This window comes from Pseudonocardia sediminis, assembly GCF_004217185.1.
In the GTDB taxonomy this organism is placed as follows: domain Bacteria; phylum Actinomycetota; class Actinomycetes; order Mycobacteriales; family Pseudonocardiaceae; genus Pseudonocardia; species Pseudonocardia sediminis.
On the sequence record NZ_SHKL01000001.1, the window covers coordinates 5,699,414 to 5,726,280 of the forward strand.

General features: G+C 72.7%; 24 protein-coding genes. 3 read left to right on the plus strand and 21 right to left on the minus strand.

Going from position 1 to position 26,867, the window contains the following annotated elements:
• Positions 1-28: 28 nt before the first annotated feature.
• Positions 29-949, plus strand: a complete 921-nt coding sequence (gene rarD / locus EV383_RS26730; RefSeq protein WP_130292483.1) for an EamA family transporter RarD — start codon at positions 29-31, stop codon at positions 947-949.
• Here rarD and EV383_RS26735 read toward each other — a convergent pair.
• The 19 genes from EV383_RS26735 to EV383_RS26825 form a co-directional block, all read right to left on the minus strand.
• Positions 925-1,926, minus strand: a complete 1,002-nt coding sequence (locus tag EV383_RS26735) for a polyprenyl synthetase family protein (protein ID WP_130292484.1) — start codon at positions 1,924-1,926, stop codon at positions 925-927. The two genes, rarD and EV383_RS26735, sit on opposite strands and share 25 nt — an antisense overlap.
• An 18-nt stretch (positions 1,927-1,944) precedes the next feature.
• Positions 1,945-3,576, minus strand: a complete 1,632-nt coding sequence (gene nuoN, locus EV383_RS26740) for an NADH-quinone oxidoreductase subunit NuoN (protein WP_130292485.1) — start codon at positions 3,574-3,576, stop codon at positions 1,945-1,947.
• Positions 3,573-5,231 carry an NADH-quinone oxidoreductase subunit M gene (locus tag EV383_RS26745; RefSeq protein WP_130292486.1) on the minus strand — a complete coding sequence of 553 codons (1,659 nt, stop codon included), beginning with the start codon at positions 5,229-5,231 and terminating at the stop codon, positions 3,573-3,575. Before EV383_RS26745 ends, nuoN begins: the two co-directional genes overlap by 4 nt.
• Positions 5,231-7,126 (minus strand): NADH-quinone oxidoreductase subunit L, encoded by a 1,896-nt coding sequence (gene nuoL, locus EV383_RS26750; protein ID WP_130295077.1) that lies wholly within the window; start codon positions 7,124-7,126, stop codon positions 5,231-5,233. The genes EV383_RS26745 and nuoL overlap by 1 nt, the downstream gene beginning before the upstream one ends.
• A 93-nt stretch (positions 7,127-7,219) precedes the next feature.
• On the minus strand, positions 7,220-7,519 hold the full coding sequence (nuoK, locus tag EV383_RS26755; protein WP_130292487.1) for an NADH-quinone oxidoreductase subunit NuoK: 300 nt from the start codon (positions 7,517-7,519) through the stop codon (positions 7,220-7,222).
• Positions 7,516-8,409 carry an NADH-quinone oxidoreductase subunit J gene (locus EV383_RS26760; protein WP_130292488.1) on the minus strand — a complete coding sequence of 298 codons (894 nt, stop codon included), beginning with the start codon at positions 8,407-8,409 and terminating at the stop codon, positions 7,516-7,518. The genes nuoK and EV383_RS26760 overlap by 4 nt, the downstream gene beginning before the upstream one ends.
• Positions 8,406-8,963: an NADH-quinone oxidoreductase subunit NuoI gene (gene nuoI, locus EV383_RS26765; RefSeq protein ID WP_130292489.1), complete on the minus strand. Its 558-nt coding sequence runs from the start codon at positions 8,961-8,963 to the stop codon at positions 8,406-8,408. The genes EV383_RS26760 and nuoI overlap by 4 nt, the downstream gene beginning before the upstream one ends.
• Entirely contained in the window at positions 8,964-10,268 is a 1,305-nt protein-coding gene (gene nuoH, locus EV383_RS26770; RefSeq protein WP_130295079.1) for an NADH-quinone oxidoreductase subunit NuoH, read from the minus strand.
• 74 nt (positions 10,269-10,342) lie between these two features.
• Positions 10,343-12,793 carry an NADH-quinone oxidoreductase subunit G gene (locus tag EV383_RS26775; RefSeq protein WP_130292490.1) on the minus strand — a complete coding sequence of 817 codons (2,451 nt, stop codon included), beginning with the start codon at positions 12,791-12,793 and terminating at the stop codon, positions 10,343-10,345.
• Positions 12,790-14,151: an NADH-quinone oxidoreductase subunit NuoF gene (gene nuoF, locus EV383_RS26780; RefSeq protein ID WP_130292491.1), complete on the minus strand. Its 1,362-nt coding sequence runs from the start codon at positions 14,149-14,151 to the stop codon at positions 12,790-12,792. Before nuoF ends, EV383_RS26775 begins: the two co-directional genes overlap by 4 nt.
• Before the next feature lie 4 nt (positions 14,152-14,155).
• Entirely contained in the window at positions 14,156-14,974 is an 819-nt protein-coding gene (gene nuoE / locus EV383_RS26785; protein WP_130292492.1) for an NADH-quinone oxidoreductase subunit NuoE, read from the minus strand.
• Positions 14,971-16,305 (minus strand): NADH-quinone oxidoreductase subunit D, encoded by a 1,335-nt coding sequence (locus tag EV383_RS26790; protein WP_130292493.1) that lies wholly within the window; start codon positions 16,303-16,305, stop codon positions 14,971-14,973. Before EV383_RS26790 ends, nuoE begins: the two co-directional genes overlap by 4 nt.
• A gap of 55 nt (positions 16,306-16,360) precedes the next feature.
• On the minus strand, positions 16,361-17,209 hold the full coding sequence (locus tag EV383_RS26795; RefSeq protein WP_130292494.1) for an NADH-quinone oxidoreductase subunit C: 849 nt from the start codon (positions 17,207-17,209) through the stop codon (positions 16,361-16,363).
• Positions 17,206-17,868: a NuoB/complex I 20 kDa subunit family protein gene (locus EV383_RS26800; protein ID WP_130292495.1), complete on the minus strand. Its 663-nt coding sequence runs from the start codon at positions 17,866-17,868 to the stop codon at positions 17,206-17,208. The genes EV383_RS26795 and EV383_RS26800 overlap by 4 nt, the downstream gene beginning before the upstream one ends.
• Positions 17,869-17,880: 12 nt before the next feature.
• Positions 17,881-18,261, minus strand: coding sequence for an NADH-quinone oxidoreductase subunit A (locus EV383_RS26805; protein ID WP_130292496.1), 381 nt, complete (start codon positions 18,259-18,261; stop codon positions 17,881-17,883).
• A gap of 337 nt (positions 18,262-18,598) precedes the next feature.
• Positions 18,599-19,291, minus strand: coding sequence for a demethylmenaquinone methyltransferase (locus EV383_RS26810; RefSeq protein ID WP_130292497.1), 693 nt, complete (start codon positions 19,289-19,291; stop codon positions 18,599-18,601).
• Positions 19,292-19,314: 23 nt separating this feature from the next.
• Complete coding sequence (locus EV383_RS26815) at positions 19,315-19,875, minus strand: hypothetical protein (protein ID WP_130292498.1); 561 nt, start codon at positions 19,873-19,875, stop codon at positions 19,315-19,317.
• 57 nt (positions 19,876-19,932) lie between these two features.
• Positions 19,933-21,060: a glycosyltransferase gene (locus EV383_RS26820; RefSeq protein WP_130292499.1), complete on the minus strand. Its 1,128-nt coding sequence runs from the start codon at positions 21,058-21,060 to the stop codon at positions 19,933-19,935.
• 4 nt (positions 21,061-21,064) lie between these two features.
• Complete coding sequence (locus EV383_RS26825; protein ID WP_130292500.1) at positions 21,065-22,231, minus strand: glycosyltransferase family 4 protein; 1,167 nt, start codon at positions 22,229-22,231, stop codon at positions 21,065-21,067.
• A 168-nt stretch (positions 22,232-22,399) separates the two neighbouring features.
• On the opposite strand from EV383_RS26825, the gene EV383_RS26830 reads away from it, so the two are divergent.
• Positions 22,400-23,233 (plus strand): inositol monophosphatase family protein, encoded by an 834-nt coding sequence (locus EV383_RS26830; RefSeq protein WP_130292501.1) that lies wholly within the window; start codon positions 22,400-22,402, stop codon positions 23,231-23,233.
• Between the two features lie 17 nt (positions 23,234-23,250).
• Here EV383_RS26830 and EV383_RS26835 read toward each other — a convergent pair whose 3' ends face one another.
• Positions 23,251-23,718 (minus strand): DUF3592 domain-containing protein, encoded by a 468-nt coding sequence (locus EV383_RS26835; RefSeq protein ID WP_130292502.1) that lies wholly within the window; start codon positions 23,716-23,718, stop codon positions 23,251-23,253.
• Positions 23,719-23,812: 94 nt separating this feature from the next.
• Here EV383_RS26835 and EV383_RS26840 point away from each other — a divergent pair, with 94 nt between their 5' ends.
• Positions 23,813-25,090, plus strand: a complete 1,278-nt coding sequence (locus tag EV383_RS26840; RefSeq protein ID WP_242623329.1) for an isochorismate synthase — start codon at positions 23,813-23,815, stop codon at positions 25,088-25,090.
• A 16-nt stretch (positions 25,091-25,106) separates the two neighbouring features.
• Here the strand turns inward: EV383_RS26840 and menD are convergent, their stop codons facing one another.
• Positions 25,107-26,783, minus strand: coding sequence for a 2-succinyl-5-enolpyruvyl-6-hydroxy-3-cyclohexene-1-carboxylic-acid synthase (gene menD, locus EV383_RS26845; RefSeq protein ID WP_130292504.1), 1,677 nt, complete (start codon positions 26,781-26,783; stop codon positions 25,107-25,109).
• Positions 26,784-26,867 lie beyond the last annotated feature (84 nt).

The following is a 26,867-nucleotide window of genomic DNA, read 5'->3' on the forward strand; positions in this document are numbered from 1 at the left end:
GAAAGGGTCGAGGTGATCTCATGGGGGCGTGACGACGGGGCACGACGAGAAGGCGCTCGACCGCGGCGGTGTCGCCCTCGGCGTCGGCGCCTACGCCCTGTGGGGCCTGTTCCCCGCGTTCTGGCCGCTGCTCGACCCGGCGGCCCCGCTGGAGGTCCTGGCGCACCGCATCCTGTGGACGACGGTGCTGATGACGGTCGTCCTCACCCTGCTCCGCGGGTGGGCGCCGCTGCGGGGCCTGGGCCTGCGCGGCTGGCTCACCGTCGCCGCGGCGGCGGTCTTCATCGCCGTCAACTGGGGCCTGTTCATCTACGGCGTGTCGGTGGACCTGGTCGTCGAGGCCGCGCTGGGCTACTACATGACCCCGCTGGTCAGCGTCCTGCTCGGAGTGCTCGTACTGCGGGAACGGCTCGGCGTCCTGCAGTGGACCGCCCTCGCGCTCGGTGCGGCGGCGGTGCTGGTGATCAGCATCGGCAACGGGACCGTGCCCTGGCTGTCGATGGTGCTGGCCGCGTCGTTCGGCCTGTACGGGCTGATCAAGGCGACGGTCCCGCTCCCGGCCACGACCAGCCTCACCGCCGAGGGGATCGTGCTGTTCCCGCTGGCCGGGATCTACATCCTGGTGCTGCAGCTGACCGGCGACGGCACGTTCGTCGGCCTCGGGCCCTGGCACCTGCTGCTGATGCTCTCGGCCGGCCCGGCGACGGCGCTGCCGCTGCTGCTCTACGGCATGTCGGCGCGCCGGATCCCGCTGTCGGTCCTCGGCGTCCTGATGTACCTGAACCCGACCCTGCAGTTCCTCTGGGGCGTCCTCGTCGTCGGGCAGGACATGCCCCCGGCACGCTGGGTCGGGTTCGGGCTGATCTGGGTCGCGCTGGCCGTGTTCACCGTCGACCTGCTGCGCCGGACCCGGCGCAGCGACGGTCAGCCGGTGCGCTCGACGGTGTAGTCCACCAGCGTGGACAGGGCGTCGATCGCGGCGCACGGCGGCAGCTGGGCGAGCTCCTTGCGGGCCTCCTCGGCGTAGCCGGCGACGGTCCGACGCGCCTCGGCGATGCCGTTGCCCGCGCGCAGGAGGCCGAGCGCCTCGTCGACCTCGGCGTCGTCGGTCAGCGGGCGGGAGAGCAGCGCGTGCAGCCGTGCGTGCTCGGGGCCCTCCTCGCGCAGCGCGTAGAGCATCGGCAGGGTGTGCACGCCCTCACGCAGGTCGGTGCCCGGCGTCTTGCCCGAGTCGTCGGCGGGTGAGGCGATGTCGATGATGTCGTCGGAGATCTGGAACGCGGTCCCGATGATCTCGCCGAAGCGCCGCAACGCCTCCACGTGCTCCGGGGAGGCACCGGAGTACATGCCCCCGTAGCGACCGGACGTCGCGATCAACGACCCGGTCTTCTCCCCCACCACGCGCAGGTAGTGGGCCACCGGGTCGTCGTCGGCCCGCGGGCCCCGGGTCTCGCGCATCTGGCCGGTGACGAGCTCGGCGAACGTCTCGGCGATGATCCGGACCGCGTCCGGGCCGAGGTCGGCGACCAGGCGGGAGGCGTGGGCGAACAGGAAGTCCCCGGTCAGGATCGCGACCGAGTTGTCCCAGCGGGAGTTCGCGCTCTCCGCGCCGCGGCGCATCGTGGCCGCGTCCATCACGTCGTCGTGGTACAGCGTGGCCAGGTGGATCAGCTCCACCACGGCCGCCGCCGTGATCACGTCGTCCCGTTCCGGGTGCGGCCCGACCTGTGCCGCCAGCAGCGTGAACAGCGGCCGGAACCGCTTGCCGCCGGCGTCGATCAGGTGCAGCGACGTCTCCGTCACGAACCGGTAGTCCCCCTGCACCTCACGGTGCAGCAGGTCCTCGACCCGCTTCAGGCCGTCCGCCGTGGCCTCGGCCAGCGCCGGGTCGGCCAGCTGAACCCCGGCGACGCTCTGTGTCTCCACCCCCACAGCCTACGAAGGTCAGCCGCTGAACGCGCCGCCACCGGCCCACTCGAGGGCAGGTGTGGGGAGGATCCCCAGCAGAAGGGTGACGAGCACACCGAGAGTGATGGCCGCGGTCGTGAACGCACCCGGCACCACGACCGTCGGCCCGTCGGCCGCCGGCTCGCTGAAGTACATCAGCACGATGACCCGCAGGTAGAAGAACGCGGCGACCGCGCTCGCCACCAGGGCGATCACGACCAGCGGCGCCATGCCGTCCGACAGGGCGGCCGAGAACACCGCGAACTTCGCGGTGAACCCGCTGGTCAGCGGCAGTCCGGCGAGGGCGAGCAGCAGGAACGTCATCGTCCCGGCGACGACCGGGGAGCGCTTGGCCAGGCCCGCCCACTGCGAGAGGTGGCTCGCCTCGCCGTCGGCGTCGCGGACCAGCGAGATGAGCCCGAAGACCGCGATCGTGGTGAAGCCGTAGGCCAGCAGGTAGAACAGCGTGCCCGACGTGCCCTCCTGGGTGATCGCCATCGTGCCCAGCAGCAGGAAGCCGGCGTGGGCGATCGAGGAGTAGGCGATCATCCGCTTGACGTCGGTCTGGGTGAGCCCCAGCACGGCGCCGACGGCCATCGACAGGACCGCGACGGCCCACAGCACCCCGCGCCACTCCCAGCGGGTGGAGCCGAACGCGACGTAGAGCACGCGGGCGATGGCGCCGAACGCGGCGACCTTCGTGCAGGCCGCCATGAACGCCGTCACCGGCGTCGGGGCGCCCTGGTAGACGTCCGGGGTCCAGGTGTGGAACGGCGCCACCGAGCCCTTGAACAGCAGCCCGACGAGCAGCAGTGCCAGACCGGCGAACAGCAGCGTGTCCGAGCGGGTGCTGCCGGCCGTCGCGGCGGAGATCTCGGACAGGCGCACCGAGCCGGAGTAGCCGTAGAGCAGCGCGAGGCCGTAGAGGAAGAACGCCGAGCCGAACGCCCCGAGCAGGAAGTACTTGACCGCCGCCTCCTGGGAGAGCAGGCGGCGACGGCGGGCGAGCCCGCACATCAGGTACAGCGGCAGCGAGAGCACCTCGAGCGCGATGAACATCGTCAGCAGGTCGTTCGCCGCGACGAAGGCCATCATCCCGCCGAGCGCGAACAGCACGAACGGGAACATCTCGGTCTGCATCGTCGGCGCCTGGCCGGGAAGCCCGTAGGACCGGTCCACGTGCTCGGACGACCCACCGGTGCCGCCACCGCCGCCGGCGGCTCCGACACGGCTCGCCGCACGCTCGGCCGCGGACGGGATGAACGCCCCGCCCGGCTCGACCGATCGGTCGGCGATCATCAGCAGGCTCGGGATCGCCAGCAGCAGCAGGGTGCCCCAGAGGAACAGCGTCGGGTTGTCCACCGACAGCGACTCGCCGAGGGTCACCAGGGGCTGCGGTGAGCCGAGCGCGTACCCGGCCAGCGCGACCAGGGCCGCGACGATCACCAGCCCGGCCCAGGTGACCTGGACCGGCCAGCGCTGGTGCCGGGGCAGGAACGCCTCGATCAGCACCGAGATGCACGCACCGCCGAGGACCACCAGCAGCGGCGCCACGGCGACGCCGTCGATCGCCGGGGCCGGGATCGCCTGCTGGGCGAGCACGGCCACCACATCGTTCGCCGCGTTCATCGCGCTGTTCCTCCCACGGGCACCGGGTCGGCCAGGCCGACCTCCTGCATCGTCGCCGTCACCGACGGGTTGATCACGTCCAGCAGCGGCGCCGGGAAGAACCCGAGCACCACGATCGCCACGATCAGCGGGGTCACCACCGCGATCTCACGCCGGCCCAGGTCCGGGAACCCGGTGCCGGCCCGCTTCGCCGCCACCCCCGGGTCGACCATCGCGCCCGGGCCACCGGCCCCGGCCCCCTCCAGTACGCCGGTCACCGCGTCGCCGCGGACCGGGCCCTGCATCGTGCGCTGGTAGAACCAGAGCACGTAGAGGGCGGCGAAGATGATGCCCACGGTCGCGATGATGGTGAACACCGGCTCGTTCGGGAACGAGCCGATCAGCACCAGGAACTCGCTGACGAACGAGTTCGTGCCCGGCAGCGCCAGCGACGACATCCCGGCCACCAGCAGGCAGCCGGCCAGCAGCGGGGCCAGCTTGGCCACGCCGCCGTAGTCGGCGATCTTGCGCGACCCGCCGCGGGTGATCAGCAGGCCGACCATCACGAAGAGCATGCCGGTGGAGAGGCCGTGGTTGACCATGTAGAGCGTCGCACCGGCGAAGGCCTGGCTGGAGAAGGCGAAGATCCCCAGCGCGATGAAGCCGAAGTGCGCGATCGAGGTGTAGGACACGAACCGGCTCATGTCGGTCTGCCCGACCGCGAGCAGCGCCGCGTAGAGGATGCCGACGACGGCCATCGTGAGCACCAGCGGTGCCAGCGTCTGGCTGGCCGCCGGGAACAGCGGCAGGCAGTAGCGCAGGAACCCGAAGGTCGCGACCTTGTCCAGCACGCCGACCAGCAGCACCGCGCCGACGATCGGGGCCTCGGCACCGGCGTCGGGCAGCCAGGTGTGGAACGGGAACAGCGGCGCCTTGATCGCGAAGGCGACGAAGAACCCGAGGAAGAGCCAGATCTGCGTCGACGTCGGCACGGACGCCGCCATCGCCTGCAGCTCGGCCCAGGTGAACGTGCCCTGTCCCAGCTGCTCGCCGCTGACCACGTAGAGCCCGATCAGCGAGGCCAGCATGATCAGGCCGCCGAGCAGCGAGTACAGGAAGAACTTGACCGCCGCGTACTGCCGGTTCGGGCCGCCGAAACGCCCGATCAAGAAGTACATCGGGATCAGCATCGCCTCGAAGAAGACGTAGAACAGGAACACGTCGGTCGCCGCGAACACCCCGACGAGCATCGCCTGGGTGGCCAGCAGCAGACCGAAGTAGCCGGACGCGGTCCGTCCCTCGGGGAGCTTCTCGGCCCAGGCGAACAGCATCAGGATCGGCACCAGGAACGCGGTCAGCGCGATCATCACCAGCGCGACGCCGTCGACGCCGAACGCGATGTGCGTGCCGAACGCGGGGATCCAGGTCGCGGAGAACTCGAGCTGGAACCGGGTCCCGGCGGCCGCGGCGGCGGTGTCGTACCCCGCCCACGCGACGACGACGAGCACGAGCTCGACCAGCGCGACGCCCATCGCGACGCCCTTGGCCAGGGACACGTTGGCGCGCAGCGGGTACATCACCAGCGACCCGACGAGGGGGAGCAGCAGCAGGACGATCAGGAGGACGTTGCCCCCGGAGCCCGGGACGATCGGGGGAACTGCGACATCGGACTGCATCAGGCGAACCTCACAGCGAGCATGGCCGCGACGATCAGGACGCCGCCGCCCAGCATGGACAGCGCGTAGGACCGTACGAAGCCGGTTTGCAGTCGTCGCAGCCGTCCGGAGCTTCCCCCGAGACCGGCCGCGATGCCGTTCACGGCGCCGTCGACGCCGCGGTTGTCGAAGTAGACGAGGATCCGGGTCAGCCAGATCCCGGGACGCTCGACGACGCTCGAGTTGATCGAGTTGGCGTAGAGGTCGGCGCGGGCGGCGCGGACCGGCAGCGAGACCCGCTCCGGACGCTCCACCGGGACCGGCTTGCGTCCCACGAACAGGTAGCCGGCCAGCACGCCGAGCGCGGAGAGCGCGAGGACCAGCCACGGCACGACCGCGTGCGGCAGCGCCCCGCCCTCGAGCTCGCGCAGCTCACCGAGCGTCGGGGCCAGCCACTCCGGGAGCACCCCGGAGAGCAGCGCACCGGCGCCGACCGAGCCGAACGCCAGCACGATCATCGGCACCGTCATCGACGCCGGGGACTCGTGCGGGTGGTAGGCCTCGCCGTTGTGCGCGGGGACCGTCCGCCACCGCTCCTCGCCGAAGAACGTCATGATCATCAGACGCGTCATGTAGAACGCGGTGAGACCGGCGGCCAGGGCCGCGGCCCAGCCGAACACCCAGCCCTGCCAGCCCTCCTGGGCGAACGCGGCCTCGATGATCGCGTCCTTGGAGAAGTAGCCGGACAGGAACGGGAACCCGATCAGCGCCAGGTAGCCCAGACCGAACGTCACGAACGTGACCGGCATCTTGCGCCAGAGCCCGCCGAAGCGGCGCATGTCCACGTCGTCGTTCATCGCGTGCATCACCGAGCCGGCCCCGAGGAACAGCCCGGCCTTGAAGAAGCCGTGGGTGAGCAGGTGGAAGATGCCGAGCGCGTAACCGGCCGGGCCGAGCCCGACGGCCAGGATCATGTAGCCGATCTGGCTGACCGTCGAGTACGCGAGCACCTTCTTGATGTCGTCGTAGGCGCAGCCGATGATCGCCCCGATCAGGAGCGTCACCACACCGATCAGCGCGACGACCAGGCGTCCGGTCTCGGTGAGGTCGTAGATCGGGTTCGTGCGGGCGATCAGGTAGACGCCCGCGGTGACCATCGTCGCCGCGTGGATCAGGGCCGAGACCGGGGTCGGGCCCTCCATCGCGTCGGGCAGCCAGGACTGCAGCGGGAACTGGCCGGACTTGCCGCACGCACCGAGCAGCAGCAGCAAGGTGATCGCCAGGACGGTCCCGCCCGGGACCTCGCCGATCCGGCCGAACACCTCGGTGTACTGGGTGGACCCCAGCTCCAGCCAGATCAGGAAGATCGCCAGCGCCAGCCCGACGTCGCCGACGCGGTTCATCAGGAACGCCTTCTTGGCGGCGGTCGCCGCGGCCGGGCGGTCCTGGTAGAAGCCGATCAGCAGGTAGGACGCCAGGCCGACGCCCTCCCAGCCCAGGTAGAGCAGCACGAAGTTGTTCGCCAGGACCAGCACCAGCATCGCCGCGACGAACAGGTTCAGCTGCGCGAAGAAGCGCCGCCGTCCCGGGTCGTGGCTCATGTAGCCGATCGAGTACAGGTGGATCAGCGAGCCGACGCCGGTGATCAGCAGCACGAACGTCAGCGACAGCGGGTCCAGCCGGAGTCCGAAGTCGACGTTCAGCGAGCCGGAGCCGATCCAGCTGTAGAGCGGCAGCTCACGGGTCCGGGCGTCCGGCGCCAGGCCGAGGGTCTCGACGAAGACCAGCAGGCCGATGACGAACGACGCGACGACGGTCGCGAGCCCCAGCCAGTGGCCCCACCGGTCGGACCGGCGGCCGGTCACGAACAGGACCAGGGCACCGGCCGCGGGCAGCGCGAACAGCAGCCAGGCCAGGGACGCGGTTCCGGTCGCCTCGTCGACGGCCGGTTGCGCCTCCTGCGCGAGCGCGGAGAGCGCGGGGAGCGTGGTGATCACGAGGGAGCGCTCCTAGTACTTGAGCAGGTTCGCGTCGTCCACCGAGGAGGACTGACGGGTGCGGAAGATCGAGGTGATGATGGCCAGGCCGACCACGACCTCGGCGGCGGCGACGACCATCACGAAGAACGCCATGACCTGCCCGTCGAGGGTCCCGTTGATCCGGGAGAACGTCACCAGGGTCAGGTTCACCGCGTTCAGCATCAGCTCGATGCACATGAACACGACGACGGCGTTGCGCCGGACCAGCACGCCCACGGCGCCGATCGAGAACAGCAGCGCGGAGAGCAGCAGGTAGTAGGTGGGGCTCATCGGTCCTTCTCCGACCCGCTGTGGGAATCCTCGGGGGTCATGACGTCGCTCGGCTCACCGGCGTCGATCGACCGGTCCGGCGACGAGCGCCCGGTCAGCGAGTGCGCGTCCGGGGTGGAGGTGTCGGGGACGTCCACCGCGACCGACTCGATGATGTCCGAGAGCGACTCCGGGGCGATCGACCCGTCCGGCAGCAGGGCGGGCACGGCGACCGAGTTCGCGGTCGCGTAGACGCCCGGGCCGGGCAGCGGGGAGATCCGGGCGTGCTCGCCGCGCAGCCGCGCGACGACGGTCTGGCGCTGGGTGCGCTTGTCGTGGGTCGAGGACTGCGCGTGCGCCAGCACCATCGCCCCGAGCGCGGCGGTGATCAGCAGCGCGGAGGTGAGCTCGAACGGGCCGAGGTAGACGGTGAAGATCAGCCGCCCGATCCCGCCCAGGTTGTTCGAGCCCAGGCCCGCGCCGGGGGCCGGCTGCACCGAGGTCAGCGCCCGGGCCAGGGCCGCGACCAGCAGCCCGGCCATGCCCAGGCCGAGGACGAGTGCCGCGACCCGCTGGCCGCGCAGCACCTCGACGACGGAGTCGCGGCTGTCGCGCCCGACCAGCATGAGCACGAACAGGAACAGCATCATCACGGCGCCGGTGTAGACGATGATCTGCGTGAACCCGAGGAACGGGGCCTGCTGGATCACGTAGAGGATCGCCAGCGAGAACATCGTCAGCGCCAGCAGCAGGGCGCAGTGCACGGCGTGCCGGGCGAAGACCATGCCCACTGCCGCGGCCAGCGCGATCGGACCGAAGATCCAGAACGCGATGGCCTCACCGGTCGAGGTGAGGGCGTCGACCCCACCCTGGGCGAGGACCGCTCCGGTGGCGGCGGCGAGGGTGCTCATCGGGCCTGCTCCCCCACCACGTCGCCCTGCGTCTCGTCGCCGCGTGCGGTCGCCCTGGCCAGGGTCGGGCCCTGGACGTAGTAGTCCTGCTCGTCGTCACCGAGCCGCATCGGGTGCGGCGGCTGCTCCATGCCCGGGAGCAGCGGGGCCATCAGCTGCTCCTTGGTGTAGATCAGGTCCTGCCGGTTGTCGTCGGCCAGCTCGTAGAAGTTGGTCATCGTCAGCGAGCGGGTCGGGCAGGCCTCGATGCACAGGCCACAGCCGATGCAACGCAGGTAGTTGATCTGGTAGATCGCGCCGTAGCGCTCACCGGGCGAGTACCGGGCCTCCTCGGTGTTGTTCCCGCCCTCGACGTAGATCGCGTCGGCCGGGCAGGCCCAGGCGCACAGCTCGCAGCCGACGCACTTCTCGAGCCCGTCCGGGTGCCGGTTGAGCTGGTGACGCCCGTGGTAGCGCGGCGCGGCCGGCGGGAAGTCCTCCGGGTACTCCTCGGTGACGACCTTCTTGAACATCGTCCCGAACGTGACGCCGAACCCCTTGAAGAAGTCGAACATCTACTCGCCCTCCTTTCCGCTCTCGCCCGCGATCGCGCCGGCCGTCTCACGGGTCCCGGTGGACCCGGTGCTCCCGGACGCGGCGACCGCACGCCGCCGTTTCGGCGGTGACGACGGGACCTTCAGGTCCAGTGGCGGCACCGGGTAGTCCGATGCCGGTTCGATCTCGGGCTCGACGCTCTTGCGGTCGGGGAGCATGAACGCCACCCCGATCACGACCAGCACCAGGAACCCGATCAGCAGCAGCAGGAGCGTGTAGTTGTCGCCGCCGGTGTTGACGTAGGTGCGGATGCCGAACACGGCCACGATCCAGACCAGGCTCAGCGGGACCAGGACCTTCCAGCCCAGGCGCATGAACTGGTCGTAGCGCATGCGGGGCAGGGTGCCGCGCAGCCAGATGAAGATGAACAGGAAGAACAGCGTCTTCACCAGGAACGCCACGAACATGAGCCAGCCGTTGTCGTTGAACGACGACAGCGGCCACGGCCAGCGCCCACCGCCGAGGAACAGCGTGGTGGCCATCGCCGAGACGGTGACCATGTTGACGTACTCGGCCAGGAAGAACAGCGCGAACTTCAGCGACGAGTACTCGGTGTGGAACCCGCCGACCAGCTCGGACTCGGCCTCGGGGAGGTCGAACGGGGCACGGTTGGTCTCGCCGACCATCGAGATCACGAACACGACGAAGCTGGGCAGCAGCAGCCAGAAGTACCAGCCGCCGGCCTGTTTCTCGACGATGTCGGCGGTGGACATCGAGCCGGAGTAGAGCACCACGGCGACGATCGACAGGCCCAGCGCGATCTCGTAGGAGATCACCTGGGCGGCACTGCGCAGCGCGGCGAGCAGCGGGTACGGCGAGCCCGAGGACCAGCCGCCGAGCACGATCCCGTAGACGCCGATCGAGCTGCAGGCCAGGACCACGAGCACGCCGACCGGCAGGTCCACCAGCTGCAGCACGGTGGGCTCACCGAAGATCGAGACCTCGCCGCCGAACGGGATCACCGAGAACGCGACGAACGCCGGGATCGTGGAGATCACCGGGGCGATGAAGTAGACCTTCTTGTCCGCGAGGACCGGGATGATCTCTTCCTTGAACGCCAGCTTCAGACCGTCGGCGAGGCTCTGCAGCCAGCCGTTCGGCCCGGTCCGGTTCGGGCCCGGACGGTGCTGCATTCGGCCGACGACCTTGCGCTCCCAGTTGATCATGAACAGGGTGAGCACGACGCCGAGGCCGAACAGCACGACGACCTTGAGCAGCACCAGCCAGATCGGGTCGTCGGCCAGCAGCTGCTGGGTCCGGGTCAGCCCGGTCACCGGGTCCACCGGGATCTGCTGAGCCGGGAGCAGAGCGGCTCCCGCCTGCCGGAACACCTCGACGGTCACGCCGCGCCCCCGTTCGTGCCGGCCGGGCTGACGCCGACCAGGTCACCGTGGCCGACCCCGAGTGTGGGCCGGACGTGCGAGCCGGGCGAGCAGGTGGGAACCCACACCACGCCGTCCGGAAGGTCGGCCAGCGCGACCGGCAGCGTCAGCGCGCCGCGGTCGCTGCGGACCACCGCGTCGGCGCCCTCGGCCAGGCCGAGCCGCTCCGCGGTCGCCGGGTTCACCCGGGCGTAGGCCCGCCGGGCGGTGCCGGCCAGGGCCGGCTCGTCCTCGGCGAGCGTCGCGTCGTCGATCAGCTGGCGCGAGGTCGCGAGCACGGCCTGCCCGAACGCCGGACGGGCCGGCTCACCGGCGGCGGCGGAGACCGCCGCGCCGGACGGGCCGCGCCCGCCGAGGCGCTCGAGCTCGCCCCAGGCCGCGGACGGCGTCTGGGTGAACAGGTCGTGGTCCATCTCGACCCCGAGGGTGTCGAGCACCCGGCAGTCCGGCAGTACGCCGCTGGCGTCGAGGGCGACGCCGAACTCGCGGCGGCGACCCTCCCAGTTGACGTAGCTGCCCGAGCGCTGGGCGTCCGGGGCGACCGGCAGCACGACGTCGGCCAGCTCGGTCACCGCGGAGGTCTGGATCTCCAGGCTGACCAGGAACCCGACCTCGCGCAGCGCGGTGAGCGCGGCCTGCGGGTCGGCCAGGTCGTTCGGGTCCACCCCGCCGACGACGAGACCGGTGATCGTGCCGTGCGCGGCGGCGTCGAGGATCGCGGCGGTGTCGCGGCCCGGGGTGTCCGGCAGCGTCCGCTCGTCGAGGCCCCAGACGCGCTCCACCTCGGCGCGCGCGGTCGAGTCGGTGACCGGGCGGCCGCCGGGCAGCAGGTTCGGCACCGCGCCGGCCTCGAGGGCGCCGCGGTCACCGGCCCGTCGCGGGACCCAGGCGATCGTGGCGCCGGTGCGCGCGGCCAGCGCGGACACCGCGGAGTACAGACCCGGCGACTCGGCCGCCCGGTCCCCGACCAGGATCACCGCGCCCGGCGCGCTCAGCGCGTCGGTCAGCTCGGCACCGGCCTCGTTCAGCACGGCCGCCTCGGCTCCGGGCACCGCGTGCAGCACGGTCGCGCCGGTCTTCTCGGCACCGACGGTGGTCCACTGCCCGAGCTGGAAGTGCCGCAGCCCCTTCTTGCGCCACGCCTTGCGCAGCCGCAGGAAGACGATGCCGGACTCCTCCTCGGGGTCGGTCCCGACGGTGAGCACCGCGGGCGCGTCCTCGAGGCTCAGGAAGCTGGCGCCGCCGTCGTCGGGGTGGGTGCCGACCACGTGCGCGGCCAGGAACTCCAGCTCCTCGTCCGAGGTCGGACGGGCGCGGAAGTCGATGTCGTTCGTACGACCGGCGATCCGGGCGAACTTGGCGTAGGCGTAGGCGTCCTCGACGGTCAGGCGGCCGCCGGGCAGCACGCCGATCCCGCCGTTCTCCCGCGCCGCGAGCAGCCCCGCGGCCGCCTTGTCCAGCGCGTCGGTCCAGGACGTCTCGGCGAGCACGCCGTCGGAGCCGCGCACCATCGGGCGGATGATCCGCTGGGCGGCCTGCAGGTACCGGAACGCGAACCGGCCCTTGTCGCAGAGCCACTCCTCGTTCACCGACGGGTCGTTGCCGGCCAGGCGCCGCAGCACCGTCCCGCGCCGGGAGTCCACGCGCGTCGCGCAGCCGGAGCTGCAGTGCTCGCAGGTGCTCGGCGTCGAGCGCAGGTCGAACGGCCGCGACCGGAACCGGTAGGCGGCGCTGGTCAGCGCGCCGACCGGGCAGATCTGGATCGTATTGCCGGAGAAGTAGGACTGGAACGGCGCGTCCTCGGCGATGCCGATCTGCTGGTTCGCGCCGCGCTCGAGCAGGTCGATGAACGGGTCGCCCGCGATCTCCTCGGAGAAGCGGGTGCAGCGCTGGCAGAGCACGCAGCGCTCCCGGTCGAGCAGCACCTGCGACGAGATCGGCAGCGGCTTCGGGAACGTCCGCTTGGTCTCGACGAACCGGGAGTCGGCCCGGCCGCCGGACATCGCCTGGTTCTGCAGGGGGCACTCGCCGCCCTTGTCGCAGATCGGGCAGTCCAGCGGGTGGTTGATCAGGAGCAGCTCCATCACGCCCTGCTGCGCCTTGTCGGCGACCGCGGAGGTGTGCTGGGTCTTGACCACCATCCCGTCGGCGACGGTCATGGTGCAGCTGGCCTGCGGCTTGGGCATCGGCCGGCCGCCCATCTCGACCTCGACGAGGCACTGACGGCAGGCCCCGGCCGGGTCGAGCAGCGGGTGGTCGCAGAAGCGCGGGACGATGATCCCGAGCCGCTCGCAGGTGCGGATGAGGATCTCGCCCTTGGGCGCGTCGATCTCACGTCCGTCGATGGTGAGCCGGACGTGGCCCTCGGGAACGGGCGTGGTCTCGGCCTTCTCCGGGGAGAGGGTCATGCGGATGCTCCCGTGAGCTCGGCCAGCTGGTCCGGGCGCTGCACCGCGGGCTGTTCCGCGACGAGGTCCAGGAACTCCTGGCGGAAGTACTTGATGGCACTGGTGATCGGGCTGGTGGCGCCGTCACCGAGGGCGCAGAACGAGCGCCCGAGGATGTTGTTGCAGACGTCGAGCATCGTCTCGACGTCCTCCGCGGTGCCCTCGCCGTGCACCATCCGCTCCAGGATCTGCACCAGCCAGTAGGTGCCCTCCCGGCACGGCGTGCACTTGCCGCAGCTCTCGTGCTTGTAGAACTCGGTCCACTTCATGACCGCCCACGGCACGGACACCGTCTCGTTGAACACCTGCACCGCGGTGGTGCCGAGCATCGACCCGGCCTCCGCGGCGCCCTCGAAGTCCAGCGGGACGTCGAGGTGCTCGGCGGTGAACAGCGGCGTCGACGAACCGCCCGGCGTCCAGAACTTCAGCGGGACGCCGTCCTTCATCCCGCCGGCCAGCTCCAGGAGCTCGCGCAGCGTGATCCCCAGCGGGGCCTCGTACTGGCCGGGGCGCTCGACGTGCCCGGACACCGAGTAGATCTTCGGCCCGGGGCTCTTCTCCCGGCCCATCGTGCGGAACCAGGCCGAGCCGCCGTTGACGATCGCGGGAACCGAGGCGATGGTCTCGACGTTGTTCACCACGGTGGGCGAGGCGTAGAGACCGGACGTGGCGGGGAACGGAGGCTTGAGCCGCGGCTGGCCGCGACGGCCCTCCAGCGAGTCCAGCAGCGCCGTCTCCTCGCCGCAGATGTAGGCGCCCGCACCGGCGTGCACCACGATCTCCAGGTCGAAGCCGGTGCCCAGGATGTCGCGGCCGAGGTAGCCCTTGGCCTTCGCCTCGGCGACGGCCGCGCGCAGCCGGCGGATGCAGTGGATCGCCTCGCCGCGCACGTAGATCGCGCAGAAGTTCGCGCGGATCGCGTAGCTGGTGACGATGCAGCCCTCGATCAACGAGTGCGGGTCGGCCATCATCGTCGGGATGTCCTTGCAGGTCCCCGGCTCGCCCTCGTCGGCGTTGATCACCAGGTACTTGGGCTTGGCGCCCGGGCCCTTGCCCGACCCGTCGTCCTGGGGGATGAACCCCCACTTCATGCCGGTCGGGAAGCCCGCCCCGCCACGGCCGCGCAGGCCGGAGTCCTTGATCAGCTGGATCAGCTGGTCCGGGTGCGCGTCGAACGCGGTGCGCAGCGAGGTGTAGCCCTCGAGCTGCTCGTAGGTCTCGATCGACCAGGAACGCGGCGAGAGCCAGCGCCGGGTCAGGACCGGCGTCAGCGGGTCCGGGCGGGTGGTGGCGGTGGCCTGCTCGGGAGCGGTGCTCATGCGATCACTTCTTCTCCGGTAGCGCGGGCATGGCCGGGGGCTCGTCCGGCATCGCGGGGGCGACCCAGCCGTTGTCCTGCGCGATCCGGGCGCCGCGCACGGACTCGACCGCCGACGACGGTCCCGCCACCCGGACGTCCGGGTCGTCGGCGAACCCGGCGATCTCCAGCTCGATCGTGCGCAGGTCGGTCAGCGGGGCACCGCGGGTCGGGTGCGGGCGCTCGCCGCGGCGCAGCGCCTCCACCAGCTCGGTCGCCGAGTCGACGGTCTGGTTGTCGTAGTACTCGTAGTTGACCTGCAGCACCGGGGCCAGGTCGCAGGCGGCCAGGCACTCGGCGTGCTCGAGCGTGATCGAGCCGGTGCTGCCCGGCTCGCCGACGGTCTCCTCGTGGCCCAGCGGACGCCCGTCGGTGCCCAGGCGCTCCTGCAGGCGGGCGTAGATGTCGTCGCCGCCCAGCGCCGCGCACAGCGTGTTCGTGCACACGCTGACCAGGTGCTCACCGCACGGGGTGCGCTTGTACATCGTGTAGAAGGTGACCACCGCGGTGACCTCGGCCAGGCTCAGGTCCAGCGCCTCGGCGCAGAACCGGATGCCGTCGGAGCTGACATAGCCCTCCACCGACTGCACCAGGTGCAGCAGCGGCAGCAGCGCCGACCGGGACTCCGGGTACAGCGCGATGATCTCGCCTGCGCGCTGCCGGGTGAGCTCGTCGAACGTCGGCGAGACCGCGCCCGGCTCGTCGACGACGGCGTTGTAGACCTGCTCGGCCGGCTTCGCGGTCGAGGCGCTGTTGGACTCGGGCAGGCCCTCCGGGAGGGTCATCGGTCGCAACCTCCCATCACGGGGTCGATCGAGGCGACGGCCGCGATGACGTCGGCGACCTGGCCGCCCTCGCTCATCGCCGGCATCGTCTGCAGGTTGACGAAGCTGGGGTCGCGCATGTGCACGCGGACCGGGCGGGTGCCGCCGTCGGAGACCAGGTGCGCGCCGAGCTCGCCGCGCGGGGACTCGACCGGCACGTAGGCCTGGCCCGGCGGGACGTGGAAGCCCTCGGTCACCAGCTTGAAGTGGTGGATCAGCGACTCCATCGACTGACCCATGATCTTGCGGACGTGCTCGAGCGTGGTGCCCATGCCGTCGCTGCCGACCGAGAGCTGCGCCGGCCAGGCGATCTTCGGGTCGGCCACCATGACCGGGCCCGGCTCGATCTTCGTCACGCACTGCTCGATGATCTTGAGCGACTCGTGGATCTCGGCGACGCGCAGCCGGTAGCGGGCGAAGCAGTCGGCCTCGGTCGCGGTCGGGACCTCGAAGTCGAACTCCTCGTAGCAGGAGTACGGCTCGGTCTTGCGCTGGTCCCACGGCAGCCCGGCCGCCCGGAGGATCGGCCCGGTCGCGCCGAGGGCGAGGCAGCCGTCGACGGGCAGGTAGCCGACGCCTTCCATCCGCGCACGCCAGATCGGCTGCCCGGTGAGCAGCTTGTCGTAGTCCGGCAGGCGGGTGTTCATGACCTTGAGGAAGTCGGTGACCTTCTCGGCCCAGTCCGCCGGCAGGTCCTGGGCGAGCCCGCCGGGACGGATGAACGCGTGGTTCATCCGCAGCCCGGTCAGGTGCTCCAGCAGGTGGAGCACCTCCTCGCGCTCACGGAACCCGGACGTCATGCCGGTCAGCGCGCCGAGCTCCATGCCGCCGGTGGCCAGCGCGACCAGGTGCGACCCGATCCGGTTGATCTCCATCAGGAGGACCCGGATCAACTGCGCGCGGCGCGGGACCTCGGTCTCGAGGAGCTTCTCGGTGGCCAGGCAGAACGCGGACTCGTTGAACAGCGGGGACAGGTAGTCCGCACGCGTCACGAACGTGACGCCCTGGGTCCACGTCCGGTACTCGCAGTTCTTCTCGATGCCGGTGTGCAGGTAGCCGATCACCGCACGGCCCTGGGTGACGGTCTCGCCCTCGAGCTCGAGCACCAGACGCAGCACGCCGTGCGTCGACGGGTGCTGCGGACCCATGTTGATGACGATGCGGTCGTCGTGCTCGGAGTCGATCAGGGTGTCCCAGTCGCCACCGGTGACGGTGTAGACGGTGCCCTCGGTCGTCTCCCGCTCGGTCGCGGTGTACGGGTCGGTGCCGGGTCCGGAGTCCGTGGTGCTCACGAGTACGCCCTCCGCTCGTCGCTACGCAGTGGGGATTTCCGCGCCAGCTTGTGGATCATGAGTAGGCCCGCCGCTCGTCGGGCGGGGGGATCTCCGCGCCCTTGTACTCCACCGGGATGCCGCCGAGCGGGTAGCTCTTGCGCTGGGGGTGGCCGTCCCAGTCGTCCGGCATGAGGATCCGGGTCAGGGCCGGGTGACCGTCGAAGATCACGCCGAACATGTCCCAGGTCTCGCGCTCGTGCCAGTCCGCCGTCGGGTAGGTCTCGACGACGCTCGGCACGTGCGGGTCGTCGAAGTTCAACGAGACCTCGAGCCGGATCCGGCGCCGGTAGGTCATCGACAGCAGGTGGTAGACGACGTGCAGCGACTTGTCGACCGGCGCGCCGTCCGGCGAGCTGTAGTCCACACCGGACACCGCGGAGCAGAACTCAAAACGCAGGCCCGGGTCGTCGCGCAGGGTCCTCGCGATCTCGGCGACCTTCTCGCGCTGCACGTAGAACGTGATCTCGCCGCGGTCGACGGTGACCTGCTCGATCGCGGCGCGCGGGATCCCGTTCTGGTCCATCGCCGCGCCGAGCTCGTCGGCCATCTCGTCGAACCAGCCGCCGTAGGGCCGCTCGGCCGGGGCCGGGGCGTAGCCGGGCAGGCGCAGGCCGCCGAAGCCGGAGGTGTCGCCGGTGCCGCGGACGCCGAACATGCCCGACCGGGTGCGGGTCGCCGCGACCGGCACCTCGCCGCCCATCGACGCGGGACGGGCTCCGGTCTCCGGGCTCTCCCCGCCGGCCGCGCGCTGCTCGTCGAGCGAGGTGCCGCTCTCCTCGGCCGACGACTGGGCGGCGCCGGTGCGCTCCTTGTCGTCCTTCGAGGTCCCGGTGCTGCCGGGATCGTCGGGTCCGGTCGTCACTGTGCACCCCCGGTCGGGATCTGCGGCAGCGACGGCTTCGGCTCGCTGCCCGGCTCCAGGTAGTTCGGGACGTCCTGGTTGCGCGTGGTCTGCAGCGCGCCCAGCTGCTTGGACTTCGGCGCGAACTTCACCGACGACGGGACCATCGGCGTGCGGTAGCCGCTCTCGGCGAGCTCGGCGGCACGCTTGGCGCCCAGCGGCTCGTCCATGATCTTGGCGTGCAGCTTGAGGATCGCGTCCATCAGCATCTCCGGGCGCGGCGGGCAGCCCGGCAGGTACATGTCGACCGGCACGACGTGGTCCACGCCCTGCACGACCGCGTAGTTGTTGAACATGCCGCCGGAGCTGGCACAGACGCCCATCGCCAGGACCCAGCGGGGCTCGGGCATCTGGTCGTAGATCTGGCGCAGGACCGGGGCCATCTTGTTGCTGACCCGGCCCGCGACGATCATCAGGTCGGCCTGGCGAGGCGAGGCGCGGAAGACCTCCATGCCGAAGCGCGCGAGGTCGTAGCGCGGCGCACCGGACGTCATCATCTCGATCGCGCAGCAGGCCAGGCCGAACGTGGCCGGCCACAGCGACGACTTGCGGGTCCAGTTGACCAGCTTCTCCACGCTGGTCAGCAGAACCCCGTTGGGCAGGTTCTCCTCGAGTCCCATGTGTCGCTACTCCTAGTTCCAGTCCAGCCCACCGCGACGCCAGACGTAGGCGTAGGCGAAACCGACCGTGACGATGAACAGGGCGATCTCCACCAGCACGAACACGCCCAGGCCGGCGCCCGCGAAGACGTCCGCACTGACCGCGAACGGGTAGAGGAAGACCATCTCGATGTCGAAGAGGATGAACAGCATCGCCGTCAGGTAGTAGGCGACGGGCATCCGGCCGCCGCCCACGACGGGTGCCGGTGAGGGCTCGATGCCGCACTCGTAGGAGTCCAGCTTGGCGCTGTTGTAGCGCCGCGGGCCGATGTAGGGCGCGGACACGACCGAGAACAACGCGAACCCCGCCGCCAACGCGAACAGCAGGACGAGCGGGAGATAGGGATCGAGCATCTCCTACACCTTCGTAGTCGAGGTCTGTGCACATCGAGCAGGGGCGACGTCGTCGCCGGTGATCGACGCCCGTCGAACGGTGGGGACCTTATGCGCGTCCCCTTGTGACGAACGACCCAGGCGAGCCTTAGTTCAGTTTCGACGAAGACCCAGGTGGGAGGCCATCTGCGCTGCTCATGGACACGCCCCCCGCTCGACGCCCGCACTGCTTGTGAAGAAATTCACGAACTTCCGGGGCCAGTGTAAGCCAGGCCACCGGCATACGCGCGCACGGATGCGGGTACAGCTCCGCATCCCCGGGGCAGGTGGAGAACGTCCCGGGTGTTCTGCGGAGGGCTCAGGCGGGTTTGAACGCCCGGTGCAGCGCGACGGCGCCGCCGGTCAGGTCGCGCCAGGCGACCCGCTCCCAGCCCGCCGCACCGATCCGCTCGGCCAGCCGCGGCTGCGCCGGCCAGTCCCGGATCGACTCGGCGAGGTAGATGTAGGCGTCCGGGTTCGACGACACGCCGCGGGCGATCGCGGGCAGCACCCGGGCGAGCATCAGCTCCTGGTAGGCCACGCGGAACGGCGTCCAGGTGGGCGTGGAGAACTCGCAGACGACCAGGCGCCCGCCGGGCCGGGTGACCCGGGCCAGCTCGGCCAGCCCGGCGTCCGGGTCGGCGACGTTGCGCAGGCCGAACGAGATCGTCACGGCGTCGAAGGACGCGTCGGCGAAGGGCAGGTGCAGCGCGTCCGCGGCGACCTTCGGGACGTCACGGCGGTACCCGGCGCGCAGCATCCCCTGGGAGAAGTCCGCGGCGACGCACCACGCGCCGTCGCGGGCCAGCTCGACCGTCGACACCGCGGTGCCCGCGGCCAGGTCGAGGACCTTCTCACCGGGCTGCGGCGCCAGCGCGCGGCGCGTCTGGGCGCGCCAGTAGCGGTCCTGACCGCCGCTCAGGGCGGTGTTGGTCAGGTCGTAGCGGCGCGCCACGCCGTCGAACATCGTGGCGACGTCGCGCGGATCCTTGTCGAGATCGGCCCGGGACACGCCCCCGACAGTACGGGCAGCGCTCAGCTCAGGTACTCGCGCACGGCCTCCCGCAGCCCGGTCAGGTACTCGGCGCGGGTGCGGGCGGCCAGCGCGGGCCACTGCGCCGCGGGCACGCTCACCGGGCCGCGCTGCGGGCCGAACGCGCCCATCCCGTGCAGGGCGATCCAGCGATGGTCGTAGTCGTGCGGGGCGCGCCGGTCCCAGGCGACGCCGGTGATCGCGGCCCGGCGGACCCGGTCGCGGCCGGTGAAGGCCCACCGGTTGATCGGCTCGCCGAACCGTTCACGCAGCACGTCGAGGGCGCCGGCCGCGGTCGGGTCCGTGCAGCGGTTCGCGTCGAACCGGGCCCGGACCTGCGCGGCGTAGAACCAGGCGGCGCCCTCGGCGTGGCTCCCGCGGGCGTGCAGCAGCGCCGCCGCCGCGAACAGCACCGGCGGCATCTGCCGCTGCGGGCGGGCCAGCACGACGTCGAGGGCACCGGTGTCCCCACCGAGCAGCATCGGCATCAGGCGCGCGGCCTCGGAGGTGTCGACGGCGGCGAGCTCGCCCGACGGTTCGACGTGCACGGTGTGTCCGACCATGACGGTGACCCTGCTCCGCCCGGGACCGGCCCGGATCCGCACGACTACGGAGGCGGTTCAGGCCGCCGCGGTCAGGCTGGCCAGCATCCCCTCCACCGACTCGGGCCAGCCGAACTGCTCGGCGCGCGAGCGGGCGGCGTGCCGTCGACCGTCGGGGTCGGCGGCCAGCACCGTCGTGATCCCGGCGGCGAACGCCTCCGGGGAGTCCTCGGCGGAGGCGCCGCAGGCCGGGTGCCCGGCGTCGGAGGTGACGATCTCGGGCAGCGCCGAGGACCGCGACACCACCACCGGGGTACCGCTGGCCAGCGCCTCCAGCGCGGAGAGCCCGAACGTCTCGTGCGGGCCCGGCGCGATCGAGACGTCCGCCGAGGCGAGCAGGCTCGCCAGGCGCGGGCGGTCGCCGACGAAGCCCAGGAACGTCACCGGGAGCCCGGACGCGCGGCGTTCCAGCGCGGCCCGCCGCGGCCCGTCACCGGCGACGACCAGGTGCACCGACGCGCCCGCGTCGTGCAGCGCGGCGACGGCGTCGACGCTGCGCTCGGGGTGCTTCTCCGGTGACAGCCGGCCGCAGTGCACCAGCAGCGTGCCCGCACCGGAGACCAGGTCGCGGCGCAGCCCGGCGTCGTGCCGGCGCGGGGAGAACGTCGCCAGGTCGACCCCGAGCGGGACCTGGCGCACGTTCGCCGCCCCGATCCGGTCGAACTCGGCGCGCGCGAACGACGTCGTGCACACGACCGTGTCGTAGGCCGCGGCCATCCTCGTGTTGGCCAGGTCGGCCAGCGCGCGGGCGGGCCGGTCCGGGAGCAGGAACTGGTCGAGCAGCCGGTCGAGGCGCTCGTGCGACACGACGACGCTCGGCACCCCGCGCCGCGCCGCCCACCCGCCGAGGCCGCGCAGCGTGAGCCGGTCGGAGACCTCGATCGCGTCCGGGCGCAGCCGCTCCAGCAGCCGCGTCACCCGCCACGGGTCGACGGCGCGGTAGCCCCCGGTGCCGGGCAGCAGCGGCGCCGGGACCTCGATCCGCCGGATCCCGCCGGGCATGCGCTCGTCGCGGGCACGGGCGCCGGGCACCACGAGCACGACCTCGTGCCCGCGCGCGACGTAGCCCGTGCCCAGCGCCGTCAGCGCCGTGCGCAGGCCGCCGGAGCGGGGACCGTAGAAGTTCGCGAGCTGGACGATCCGCACCGTCTCAGGCCGCGTGCACCGGCACGTGGCGCTCTCCCGCGCGCAGGACGTCGCCGTAGTGGGCGAGGAGCTCGTCGCCGACCGCGGTCCACGTGCGGCGCAGCACCGACTGCCGGGCGGCCGAGCCGAACGCGGCCCGGCGTGCCGGGTCGGTCAGCGCCAGGACGGCCTCGCGCAGCTCGCGGTCGGCGGCGTCGGTGGCCGGGTCGCCGGGCTCGCCGCCGTCGGGCCGCGGCGCGACGAGGTAGCCGGTGAGGCCGGGCAGCACCAGGTCGCGCGGGCCGCCCGCGTCCGGGGCGATCGCCGGGACGCCGGAGGCCAGGGCCTCCTGCACGGCCTGGCAGAACGTCTCGGCCTGCCCGGTGTGCACGAACACGTCCAGCGAGGCGTAGATGTCGGCGAGCTCGTCACCGCCACGCTGGCCGAGGAACGCCGCACCCGGCAGCATCTCGCGCAGCCGCTCCGCGCTCGGCCCGTCGCCGACGACGACCAGCCGCACGCCGGGCAGGTCGCCCAGCACGGCGAGGCGGTCGACCTGCTTCTCCGGGGCCAGACGCCCGACGAACCCGACCAGCAGCTCCCCGTTCGGGGCCAGCCGGGCGCGCCAGGACTCCGAGCGCCGCGACGGGGTGAAGCGGCGGGTGTCGACGCCGCGGGCCCACTGGTGCACCCGCGCGACACCGCGGTCGCGCAGCGCGCCGGTCGCCCAGCTCGACGGGGCCAGCGTGCGGTCGGCCTGGTTGTGCAGGCGGCACGTCCAGCGCCACGCCGCCCGGGCGGTCAGCCCGAGGCCGTAGGACGCGGCGAAACCGGCGACGTCGGTCTGGTAGATCGCGACCGTCGGCACGTTCAGCCGCCGGGCGGCGGCCAGACCGCGGGCGCCGACCACGAACGGCGCCGCCAGGTGCACGACGTCGGGCCGGAACGTCCGCAGCGCGGTGAGGATCCGCCGGCTCGGCACGCCGACCGGCATCGAGTTGACCACGGGCAGCTCCAGCGCCGGGATCCGGACGACCGGGATGCCCTCGTGGCTCTCCGGTTCGCTGGCCCCCGGGGCGACGACGAGGACGTCGTGCCCACCGGCGCGCAGGTGCTCGCACACCCTCAGGACCGAGTTGGTGACGCCGTTGACCACGGGCAGGAAGCATTCGGACACGATGGCGACTCGCACGGGGAATGACCATGGTGCGGCGGTGACGCCGGGTGCCGTCCCGCGCGTGACCCGTCGTCCAACAGTCGGCCAACACTGAGCGTCCGGGTACGGAGTTGGCCGGGCCGGCCCCGGCCCGTCATCTCACGGACGCGACGGGGTCACCCCGCACCCCGACACTAGGTCCACATGACGGTCGCCTCGTTGCCGCTCCCCCAGCTCCCGACGCCGGAGCCGGTCGACCCCGGTCTGCTCTCCCGCGCGCTGGAGGCGGCCGGACGGCTGGCCAACGACGCCGCCGAGGTCATCTCGGCGACGATCGGGCGCGACCACTCCGGTGGCCGCCCCGCCACCACCGGGACGAAGGCGAACCCCTTCGACTGGGTCACCGACACCGACCGCACCCTGGAACGCCACACGCGCCGGGTGCTGGCCGCGGAGTTCCCGTTGTTCCCGGTCGTCGGCGAGGAGTACGGCGCCGACGCCGCGGCCGAGCACGCGCCGATGCGCTGGGTCGTCGACCCGGTGGACGGCACGGCGAACTACGTCGCCGGCCTGCCCTGGTGCGCCTACAGCCTCGCGCTCGTCGACGCCTCCGGCCCGGCCGTCGGGGTGGTCGCCGACCCGGGGCGCGGGCAGATCTACGCCGCCGCGCGCGGGCGGGGCTTCCGGGCGAACGGCGTCCCGGTCCGCGCCCTGGCCCAGCCGGTCGTGGCGGGCTCGCTGGTCTGCGCGGAGGACCCGGAGGCCGGGTTCGTGAGCCGGGTCCGGAACGCGCACGCGGGCGTCCGGGTGCTGGGCTCGGCCGCGCTCGCGGTCACCCAGGTCGCGCTGGGCCACGCGGTGGCCGCGGTGCTGGAGCGCTACCACGAGTGGGACGTCGCAGGGGCGCTGTGCCTGGCCCGCGAGGCCGGGGCGGTCGTGGTCGACCGGTCCGGGCGGCCGGACCCGATGCCCTCGGGCGGCCTGCTGGTCGTCCGGCCCGAGGTCTGTCACGAGATGCTGCGGCTCTGGTGGGGTTAGACCCGGGTTGGACCCGCTCAGGCGGCGGCACGACGGCGACGCAGCCACACGATGACCGGCGCCAGGACCAGCCACAGCACGACCAGCCCGCCGGCCATCGGCAGGATCCCGTCGACGGCGCTGCGCCCGGCCACCCGGACCCGCAACGGGTTCGTCGTGTCGTACTCCACGTAGATGCTCTGCCCGGCCTCGAGCCCCGCCGGGTAGTACACGGCCGGGGTGCGGAGCCCGCCCTGGTCGTCGACGAACTGCACGACGGTGCGCCAGTACGTCGACCCGTCCAGCACGCTCGCGGCGGTGGTCGCGCGGTTCGAGGCGATCCGGACGTCGTCGACGAACGCCCCGGCCAGCGCCAGCACGGCCAGCACCGTGAGCACGACGCCGAGACCGATCAGGATCTCCGGGATGCGGCGCCGGGCGGCCCGCAGCAGCCGGGCCGCGGTGGCCCGGCTCTCGGCCAGGACGTCGCTCGCGGGACTGGTCACGGCACCCGATCCTAGGGCTGCGACGATCGGGTGTGGCCGGTGCCTCCCAACGCCAACCGCACGCGGGCGTCGGCCGTTGCCTACTCTCGAAGGCGTGACTGCCGCACCGGCCACCACGGCGCTGCGGGTCCGGACACGGCCGATCCGGCTGACCGGCCCGTTGCTCGACGTGCTGCCCGCGGACTCCGGTGTGCTCAGCTGGGTGCGCGAGGGCGAGGGCATCGTCGGGTGGGGCGAGGTCGCACGGTTCACCGGCACCGGGCCCGACCGTTTCGCCGACGCCGACCGCTGGTGGCAGGAGTTCTGCGCGGGCCTCGACGTCCGCGACGACGTGGCGCTGCCGGGTACCGGGGCGGTCGCGTTCGCCAGCTTCACCTTCGCCGACGACTCCCCCGGCTCGGTGCTGGTCGTGCCGCGGGTCGTCGTCGGGCGCCGTGGCTCGCGGGCCTGGATGACCGAGATCGTCCCGGCCGGCGGCCCGGAACCCGCACCGAGTGCGCTGCCCGCCGTGACGCCGGTCCGTCCGGGCGGGCGGCTGCGCTACTCCGACGGACGGGTCTCGCCGAGCCGCTACCGCACCGTCGTCGCCGAGGCCGCGCGCCGGATGCGCGCTGGCGAGCTCGGCAAGGCCGTCCTGGCGCACGACGTCGTCGCCCGCGCCGAGACGCCGCTGGACCCGCGATTCCTGCTGCACGGGCTGTCCCGCGGCTACCCGACGTGCTGGAGCTACGCCGTCGACGGGCTGGTCGGGGCCACCCCGGAGCTGCTCCTGCGCCTGAGCGACGGGCTCGTCGAGTCGCGGGTGCTGGCCGGGACGATCTGGCCGGGCGAGCGGCGCGACCAGACCCCGTCGACGTCGTCGGGGACCTACGACCTGGGCGGCGCGCTGTTCGGCTCCGGCAAGGACCGCCGCGAGCACGCCTACGCCGTCGACTCCCTCGCCGCGTCGCTGCGCCCGCTCGTGCGCGACCTCGAGGTCCCCGCGGCGCCGCGCGTGCTGACCCTGCCGAACGTCTCGCACCTGGCCAGCGACGTGCGCGGGCACCTCGACCCGGCGCGTCCGGTGTCGCTGCTCGGGCTGCTCGGCGCCGTGCACCCGACCGCCGCCGTCGGCGGGACCCCGACCGCCGCGGCCGCCGCGCTGATCTCCGAGATCGAGGGGATGGACCGCGGCCGCTACGCCGGGCCGGTCGGCTACCTCGACACCCGCGGCGGCGGTGAGCTGGGCATCGCGCTGCGCTGCGCCGAGCTCGACGGCGCCACGGCGCGGCTGTTCGCCGGCTGCGGGATCGTCGCGGACTCCGACCCCGACGTCGAGGTCCGGGAGGCCGCGGCGAAGATGCGCGCGGTCCGCGAGGCGTTGCAGGGCTGAGACCCCGCGCCGCGGCTCAGCCGGTCCGGACCCGTTCCACCGCCCGGTCGGCGGCGCGCTCGACGATCCCCCGCAGCGCGGCGTGGGTGTCCCGGAGGCCGTCGCGGCGCGCCCGCACCTCGACGATCCGCACGCCCGCGCCCCGCTGTGCGACGAGGTCGGCGGGGTCGCCGGTGAACCGCGCGTAGCCGATCCCCGCGGCCGAGGCCAGCGCCTGCAGGTCCACCCCGGTCGGGGTGCCGAACACCCGCTCGAACGAGCGCGCGTGCTGCTCCGACCCCTGTTCGAGCAGGTGGAAGATGCCGCCGCCGTCGTCGTTGAGCACGACCAGCGTCAGGTCCGGGCGCGGCTCGTACGGGCCCAGGTAGAGCCCGGTCGTGTCGTGCAGCAGCGTCAGGTCGCCGAGCAGGGCGACGGTCGGGCCGTCGTGGGCCAGGGCCGCGCCGACGGCGGTGGACACCGTGCCGTCGATGCCGGCGACGCCGCGGTTGGCCCGCATCGTGAGCCCGGCCCGCGGCGCGGCGGCCAGGGCGACGTCGCGCACCGGGTTCGACGAGCCGATCACCAGCTGCGCGCCGCCGGGCTGGGCGGCCACCAGGTCGCGGGCCAGGCGCAGGCCGGGGGCGCCGTCGCCCTCGCCGGAGGACAGGGCGGCGTCCAGCGCGGCCGAGGCGGCCCCGTCGGCGGCGTGCCAGGCGTCGCGGAACTCCGGCGGCGGGCGCAGCGGCGGCACCGAGCCGACCGCGCGCACGGCACCGGCGACGTCGGTCCAGGGCTCGCCGTGCGCCCCGGCGACGGCGTACACGGCGACGCCGGGGTCGGCGAGCAGCGCGGAGACGCCGCGGTGCAGCGTCGGGCGGCCCACCACCAGCACCTGTTCCGGGCGCAGCTCCGGGCGGCCGAGCAGCCAGGGCGCGGTCCGGGTGGCGTGGCACCACAGCGGTGAGGACGGCTCCGCGACGACGGGGGCGCCCGCGAGCAGCGCCGGGTCGACGTCCGGCCCCCCGGACCCGGCGACGACCAGCGTCGGGGCGGAGGGGTCCAGCGGCAGCGGCGGCGCGGCGCGGTGCACCGGGGAGACCTCGGTCCACGGCAGCCCGTCCGGACGTCCGCCCAGGTCACCGGCCCTGCCGGCGTCGCCGTCGGGGACGAGCGGCTCGAGGAACGGGAGGTTCAGCTGAACCGGCCCCGGGGGCGTCCCGGGTGCCCCGGTCGCGGCGGCGACGGCCCGGGCGACCGTGGACCGCCAGCGGGCCGGGGCGCGCGGGTCGTCGGTGGCGACCGCCGTCGCGCCGGTCCAGCGCACCGCGGCGCCGAAGATCCGCGACTGGTCGATCGTCTGGCTGGCGCCGGTGCCGAGCAGCTCCGGCGGGCGGTCCGAGGTCAGCGCGAGCAGCGCCACCCCGGCGTGCGAGGCCTCCAGCACGGCCGGGTGCAGGTTCGCCACCGCCGTCCCGGACGTGACGACCACCGGCACCGGGCGTCCGGAGGACAGCGACAATCCCAGGGCCAGGAACCCGGCGGTGCGCTCGTCGGTGCGCACGTGCAGGCGGATCCGCCCGGCGGTGTCCGCGTCGCGCAGGGCGAACGCCATCGGGGCGTTGCGCGAGCCCGGGCACAGCACCGCCTCGGCCACGCCGCACCGGGCGAGCTCGTCGACGATCACCCGGGCCTGGGTGGTGGACGGGTTCATTCCCCCGAGCCTAAGCCGCGTCCGGGGAGTCGCGCGGGTGTCGGTGGTCGCACCGCTCAAACGTGATGATCGCCAAGGCCCGGA

Bases quoted from the DNA above. Each gene is read 5' to 3' on its own strand.
- nuoN (WP_130292485.1), bottom strand. From the start codon at position 3,576: ATGAACGCGGCGAACGATGTGGTGGCCGTGCTCGCCCAGCAGGCGATC.
- EV383_RS26745 (WP_130292486.1), bottom strand. From the start codon at position 5,231: ATGCAGTCCGATGTCGCAGTTCCCCCGATCGTCCCGGGCTCCGGGGGC.
- nuoK (WP_130292487.1), bottom strand. From the start codon at position 7,519: ATGAGCCCCACCTACTACCTGCTGCTCTCCGCGCTGCTGTTCTCGATC.
- EV383_RS26760 (WP_130292488.1), bottom strand. From the start codon at position 8,409: ATGAGCACCCTCGCCGCCGCCACCGGAGCGGTCCTCGCCCAGGGTGGG.
- nuoI (WP_130292489.1), bottom strand. From the start codon at position 8,963: ATGTTCGACTTCTTCAAGGGGTTCGGCGTCACGTTCGGGACGATGTTC.
- EV383_RS26775 (WP_130292490.1), bottom strand. From the start codon at position 12,793: ATGACCCTCTCCCCGGAGAAGGCCGAGACCACGCCCGTTCCCGAGGGC.
- nuoF (WP_130292491.1), bottom strand. From the start codon at position 14,151: ATGAGCACCGCTCCCGAGCAGGCCACCGCCACCACCCGCCCGGACCCG.
- nuoE (WP_130292492.1), bottom strand. From the start codon at position 14,974: ATGACCCTCCCGGAGGGCCTGCCCGAGTCCAACAGCGCCTCGACCGCG.
- EV383_RS26800 (WP_130292495.1), bottom strand. From the start codon at position 17,868: ATGGGACTCGAGGAGAACCTGCCCAACGGGGTTCTGCTGACCAGCGTG.
- EV383_RS26805 (WP_130292496.1), bottom strand. From the start codon at position 18,261: ATGCTCGATCCCTATCTCCCGCTCGTCCTGCTGTTCGCGTTGGCGGCG.
- EV383_RS26815 (WP_130292498.1), bottom strand. From the start codon at position 19,875: ATGGTCGGACACACCGTGCACGTCGAACCGTCGGGCGAGCTCGCCGCC.
- EV383_RS26830 (WP_130292501.1), top strand. From the start codon at position 22,400: ATGACGGTCGCCTCGTTGCCGCTCCCCCAGCTCCCGACGCCGGAGCCG.
- menD (WP_130292504.1), bottom strand. From the start codon at position 26,783: ATGAACCCGTCCACCACCCAGGCCCGGGTGATCGTCGACGAGCTCGCC.